Annotated in this window: 6 protein-coding genes and 1 pseudogene; 5 read left to right on the forward strand and 2 right to left on the reverse strand. The window is 74.5% G+C overall.

What is annotated here, in order from left to right; genetic code table 11:
• On the forward strand, nt 1-431 hold a 431-nt coding region (locus G6R24_RS18050; RefSeq protein WP_163550385.1), incomplete at its 5' end, for a cobalamin biosynthesis protein.
• Between the two features lie 43 nt (nt 432-474).
• Here G6R24_RS18050 and G6R24_RS18055 read toward each other — a convergent pair.
• Complete coding sequence (locus G6R24_RS18055) at nt 475-1098, reverse strand: TetR/AcrR family transcriptional regulator (RefSeq protein WP_163550386.1); 624 nt, start codon at nt 1096-1098, stop codon at nt 475-477.
• A 113-nt stretch (nt 1099-1211) separates the two neighbouring features.
• Here G6R24_RS18055 and G6R24_RS18060 point away from each other — a divergent pair, with 113 nt between their 5' ends.
• Nucleotides 1212-2192 (forward strand): TIGR03620 family F420-dependent LLM class oxidoreductase, encoded by a 981-nt coding sequence (locus G6R24_RS18060; RefSeq protein WP_163550387.1) that lies wholly within the window; start codon nt 1212-1214, stop codon nt 2190-2192.
• Nucleotides 2193-2287: 95 nt separating this feature from the next.
• Here G6R24_RS18060 and G6R24_RS18065 read toward each other — a convergent pair whose 3' ends face one another.
• Nucleotides 2288-2590 (reverse strand): helix-turn-helix domain-containing protein, encoded by a 303-nt coding sequence (locus tag G6R24_RS18065; RefSeq protein WP_163550388.1) that lies wholly within the window; start codon nt 2588-2590, stop codon nt 2288-2290.
• Between the two features lie 100 nt (nt 2591-2690).
• On the opposite strand from G6R24_RS18065, the gene map reads away from it, so the two are divergent.
• From map to G6R24_RS18075, 3 genes and pseudogenes are all read left to right on the forward strand, one after another.
• Nucleotides 2691-3449, forward strand: coding sequence for a type I methionyl aminopeptidase (gene map / locus G6R24_RS18070; RefSeq protein WP_338084469.1), 759 nt, complete (start codon nt 2691-2693; stop codon nt 3447-3449).
• Between the two features lie 545 nt (nt 3450-3994).
• Nucleotides 3995-4387 carry a hypothetical protein gene (locus G6R24_RS23800; protein WP_244957237.1) on the forward strand — a complete coding sequence of 131 codons (393 nt, stop codon included), beginning with the start codon at nt 3995-3997 and terminating at the stop codon, nt 4385-4387.
• 46 nt (nt 4388-4433) lie between these two features.
• Nucleotides 4434-5017 (forward strand): annotated as a pseudogene (locus G6R24_RS18075) (hypothetical protein); the annotation flags it as partial.

Here is a 5017-nt window from a genome sequence, read left to right on the forward strand (position 1 = left end):
ACAGCGCACGCGATCTCGTGGTGGGCATCGGCGCCCGGCCCGGGGTGCGGACGCGGGAGGTCCTCGCCCTCATCGACCACGGCCTGCGGGCCCTGGGCGTGTCCCCGGCGTCCGTGCGGGCCCTGGCCACCGTCGACGTCCGCGCCCGCGAACCCGGCCTGCGCGGCGCGGCCGCCCATCACGGCTGGCCACTGATCGCCCACCCCGCCGCACTGCTGGCCACCGTGGACGTCCTCCACCCCAGCGCCGCCGCCGCCGCGGCGCTGGGCACCCCGAGCGTGGCCGAAGCCGCCTGCCAACTCGCCCTGCCCACCACCTCCACCCGGGCCGACACCGTCCCACCGTCCCCGGGACGTCTCATCCTGCGCAAACAGACCAGCCCCCGCGCCACCCTCGCCATCGCCCGACACCCGAGCACCGGATGTGCGTAGCCGACATCAGGTCAGCCCACCGACCGAGCGGCACCGGCCGACATCACCGACCTGCCCGGATGCCGTCGGTGTGCTGGTAGCGAAGGCCGTCGAGCAGCAGCGCGCGCAGACGGTCGGCCTCCTGCGTCGCGGTCGGGGTGCCCTGGGTGGCCCAGCGCAGGGCGTTGACCGCGCGCAGGATGTCCCGGGGACGGGCGTCGCGGCGGATCGCGCCGCTCTGCTGGGCCCGGGTGAACAGGCGGTCCCAGGCGGCGAGCATCGCGTCGCATCCTCGGGCGGCGTCCACCGCAGGCTCGAGCAGGGTGGGACGCAGCGAGTCCGCCATCCCCTGGAACAGCGCCAGGTGGCAGGCGAACAGATCCAGCCAGGTGGTCAGCGCCGCGAAGGCCCCCGAGGTGGCGCAGGCGTCGAGGAGACGGTCGGCCTCGTCGCGCAGCGTGTCATAACGGTCGCCGAGCACGGCGTCGACCAGGCTGGCCCGGTCGGGGAAGTGGCGGTACAGGGTGCCGACGCCGACACCGGCCCGACGGGCGATCTCCGAGGGAGGCGCGTCCACGCCCCCCTCGGTGAACGCGGCGCGCGCAGCGTCGAGCAGCCGGCGACGGTTGCGTCGCACGTCAGCCCGCGCCGGTGCGGCCTCCAGGGTGGCCCGCTGCGGCGCGCTCATGGTCATCTCCTCGGCATTGCAAAACGGAACGTGTTTCCGTAGGGTAGCCGATCAAATCGGAAAGCCGTTCCGTTTTTTGGGCGTGTGTTCCGGCACCGCCGTAGGAGGTTCGGGTGACCACGACAACAGACGGGTTCCGGGCACGGCTGGGACGCTTCGGCGTGTGGCTGGCGCCCGCCCCGGTGCTGGGAGCCACCCCCGCGGCGATCGAGCGGGAGCAGGTCGCCCGCATCGAAGCGCTCGGTTTCGGCTCGGTCTGGGTCGGCGAGGGCGCCCACGGCCCCAAGGAGATCTTCGCCCACCTCGCCCTGCTGCTGACGGCCACCGATCGTCTGCTCGTCGGCTCCGGGATCGCGCGGGTGGGCAACCGGACCCCGGCTGCCATGCAGGCCGGCGCCGCCACCCTCGCCGAGGCGTTCCCCGGCCGGCTCCTGCTGGGCCTGGGCTTGGGGATCACAGCCAACACCGGCGACCCGCAGGACCCGGCGGCTCGCGCCCCCTCGGACGCGTCGCCGGTGGCGGTGATGCGCCACTACCTCGACGCCATGACCGCGGCCGCCGACGCCGACGCCGACGCCGACGCCGGGGGACTGGCCGCGCCGTTTCCCCGCCTGCTCGCCGCCCTGGGCCCGCGGATGCTCGCCCTGGCCCGCGACCACGCCGACGGCGCCCACCCGTTCTCCGTACCGGTCGCCCACACCGCGCTCGCCCGCGAGATCCTCGGCCCGGACAAGCTCCTCGTGCCCGAACAGGTCATCCTCGACGAACCCGACCCGACCGCCGCCCGTGCCCTGGCACGGCGCCACCTGGCCGCCGGCAGCCCCACCTCGCCGTACGCCAGGAACCTGCGACGTCTCGGCTACGGCGACGACGACTTCGCCCACGGCGGCAGCGACCGGCTCATCGACGACCGTTTCGCCCACGGCGACCCGGCCGCCCTCGCCCGACAGCTCACCGAACACCTCGACGCCGGCGCCGACAGCGTCCTGATCCGCGTGCCGGCCCCCACACTGAACGCCGCCGTCGACACCCTCGCCAGACTCGCCGACGCGCTACCCGCCGCCCCCGCCGCTTCCCTCCCACAGCACATCTGATCACCACACCCCGGCCGCCGCGTGGTCGGCCCCGAGGCCCGGACAGGCCTCCGATCGCCTCCGGGTCACTGATCGCCTCCGGGTGACGTCCGCGCTCAGGCCACGCTGACCCTCGCCCCGGGGACCCGCGCGTCCCGCTCCGACGCCGACTCCGCCTCGGCGGCACACGCGTCGACCAGGACGTCCAGGGATACCCCGAGGGTGGTGGCCAGGGCGACCACGGTGAAGAACGCCGGGGTCGGAATCCGCCCGGTCTCGATCTTGCGCAGGGTCTCGGCGGACAGCCCGGCGCCGGCCGCCACCGCCACGATGCTGCGCTCACCGCGCGCCCGGCGCAGCAACGCGCCGAGCCGCTCGCCACGGGCCCGCTCCGCTGTGGTCAACGCCGTCCGCACCATGCCCCCGATAGTAATACCGGTATAGTTATCGCCGCACGGCCGGCTGGACCGGCATCGGGGCACAGGACGCGGGATGGGTGGGCGGGGCGCGATGGTGGAGATGAAGACACCGCAGGCGATCGAGGCGATGGCGGCGGCCGGGGCGGTGGTGGCCCGGGCGCTGGCCGCCACCCGAGCGGCCGCGGCGGTCGGGGTCACCCCCCGCGACCTGGACGCCGCCGCCCACGCGGTGATCCGCGAGGCGGGAGCCCTCTCCCCGTTCCTGCACTACCAGCCACCGTTCGCGCCCAGCCCGTTCCCGGCGGTCATCTGCGTGTCGGTCAACGACGTGATCGTGCACGGCATCCCCGGCGACACCCCGCTGCGCGCCGGGGACCTGGTCAGCGTCGACTGCGGCGCCACCCTGGACGGCTGGACCGGCGACGCGGCGATCAGCTTCACCGTCGGCGCGGCCAGCCCCGACGACACCGCCCTCATCGACACCACCACCGCGGCCCTGCACGCCGGGATCGCCGCCGCCGTGCCCGGGGGGCGCATGGGCGACATCGGCGCCGCCATCGCCACCGTCGCCCGCGCCGGCGGCTACGGCATCCTCGAGGGCTTCGGCGGGCACGGCATCGGCCGGCACATGCACGAGGACCCGCCGGTGCCCAACGAGGGCCGTCCCGGCCGTGGCCTGCGGCTGCGTGAGGGCCTGGTCCTCGCCCTCGAACCGATGCTGCTCGCCGGCGGGCACGACACCTTCCACACCGATCCCGACGGCTGGTCGCTGCGCACCCGCGACGGCAGTCGCGCCGCCCATGTCGAGCACACCGTCGCCATCACCGCGGACGGACCCCGCATCCTCACCCGACTCTGAATCCGCGGCTGACCCGCGCCGCATTGCGACAATGGCGCACCCGACAATGGCACCAATGCCGGAAACAGTGCCAATCCGTTCCGTCGACGCCCGGGAAGGGACACGACACCCGCAGACGGCAGGGCCCACCACCCCCACTCGCCCAAATATCGGATATTATTCTCAAATCTGGCACCATGGTGGACGGAGCGAAGCCGTGGCGCACCGGGGTGCGCCGGACCCGGTCACCATGGGTACCCCCCGTGATGCGGCAGGTGTCCGGCCGGGGGGTGTGGGGCGCGGACGGGCCGGGTTGCGGGAGGTCGGAGACGACAGAGTCGGGGGTACGACAACCCCCGAACGGGTCCCCTTTGAGACATAGCCCCCACCCCTGCTGTCCGCAAGAGGAACAATGTCCCGGATGGATAGCGTAGGGACGAGTCGGCTTTCACCAAAGCCCTGTACAGACCCCCCGCGCACGCGATACCGCGCCGAGCGTCACGTTGTCGACACCCGCCGCGGCGCGTATCGCACTCCACCACCCGGAACGCGAGGGGAGGCTGGGCATGGACTCCGCCGAACGGCCAGGCACCGGTGCCTGTGCCAACAGCGGCACCGGTCGCGGCAGCGGCAGTGGCGCCAGCGGTGGCAGTGCTGCCAGTGGTGGCACCGCGGGCAGGAGCAGGGGCATGGGCGCCGAGGGCGTAGGGACGGTGGCCGCGGCCACCAACCCCGACGACGGCGACCCCGACGACGCCGACTGTCCGCCCACGCCCACCACACCCGGCGGCGGCTTCGGCCTGCCCGACCGGTACGGCCTCGCCGCCGCCATGATCTCCCGGGAGATCGCCTACGCCGACGCCGACCCCGACCCGCGAGATCGACGAACGGCTCTACCGCTATGCCACCACCCTGCTCAGCGCCTCCCACACCGACCTGCTCGGCCCCGTCATCGGTGACTGGCGCCGTGTCACCGCGGCCCTGGGCCGGCGGCTTTCCCCCGCCGTGCACTGCGAACTCACCCGCGCCGCCGGCTACCTGTCCTTCTGTCTGGGCTACCTGGCCGCCGACACCGGCGACGACACCAGCGCCCGCCGTTTCGCCACCCTCGCCGCCCAGTACGCCGACCATCTCGACGACCGCCTGCTCGCCGGCACCGCCCACAGTCTCGACGCCTTCGTCGCCTTCGCCGACGGCCGCCTGGACGCCGCCCGCGCCGCCGCCGTGCGCCATCCCGCCCTGCACGGCTGGGCCGCCGCCCAACAGGTCCAGATCGCCGCCGCCACCGGCGACGAACCCGCCCTGGAAGCCGCCCTGTTCGCGCTGCGCGACCGCCCCAGCGTCCCCGCGCTGCGCACCCCCGGCTGGCCCCCGTTCGACGAGGCCCGCGAGGCCTGCGTCGTCGCCGACGCGATGTGGCGCCTGCGCGTGCCCGGCGCCCGCCGCGCCGTGGCCCTGACCACCCCCGACACCCTCGAACGCGGCTGGGCGCTCGGTTCCCTGGCCGCCACCCTCGTCCACGACGACCCCGCCGCCACCGGCGCCGCCCTCGACGAGATGGTCGCCATCCTCGACCTGCGCCCCTCCCG

Source organism: Candidatus Frankia nodulisporulans (assembly GCF_902806475.1).
Classification (GTDB): Bacteria; Actinomycetota; Actinomycetes; order Frankiales; family Frankiaceae; genus Frankia; species Frankia umida.

Coding starts and splice junctions, on each gene's coding strand:
- G6R24_RS18055 (WP_163550386.1), bottom strand. CDS start 1,098: ATGAGCGCGCCGCAGCGGGCCACCCTGGAGGCCGCACCGGCGCGGGCT.
- G6R24_RS18065 (WP_163550388.1), bottom strand. CDS start 2,590: ATGGTGCGGACGGCGTTGACCACAGCGGAGCGGGCCCGTGGCGAGCGG.
- map (WP_338084469.1), top strand. CDS start 2,691: ATGAAGACACCGCAGGCGATCGAGGCGATGGCGGCGGCCGGGGCGGTG.
- G6R24_RS23800 (WP_244957237.1), top strand. CDS start 3,995: ATGGACTCCGCCGAACGGCCAGGCACCGGTGCCTGTGCCAACAGCGGC.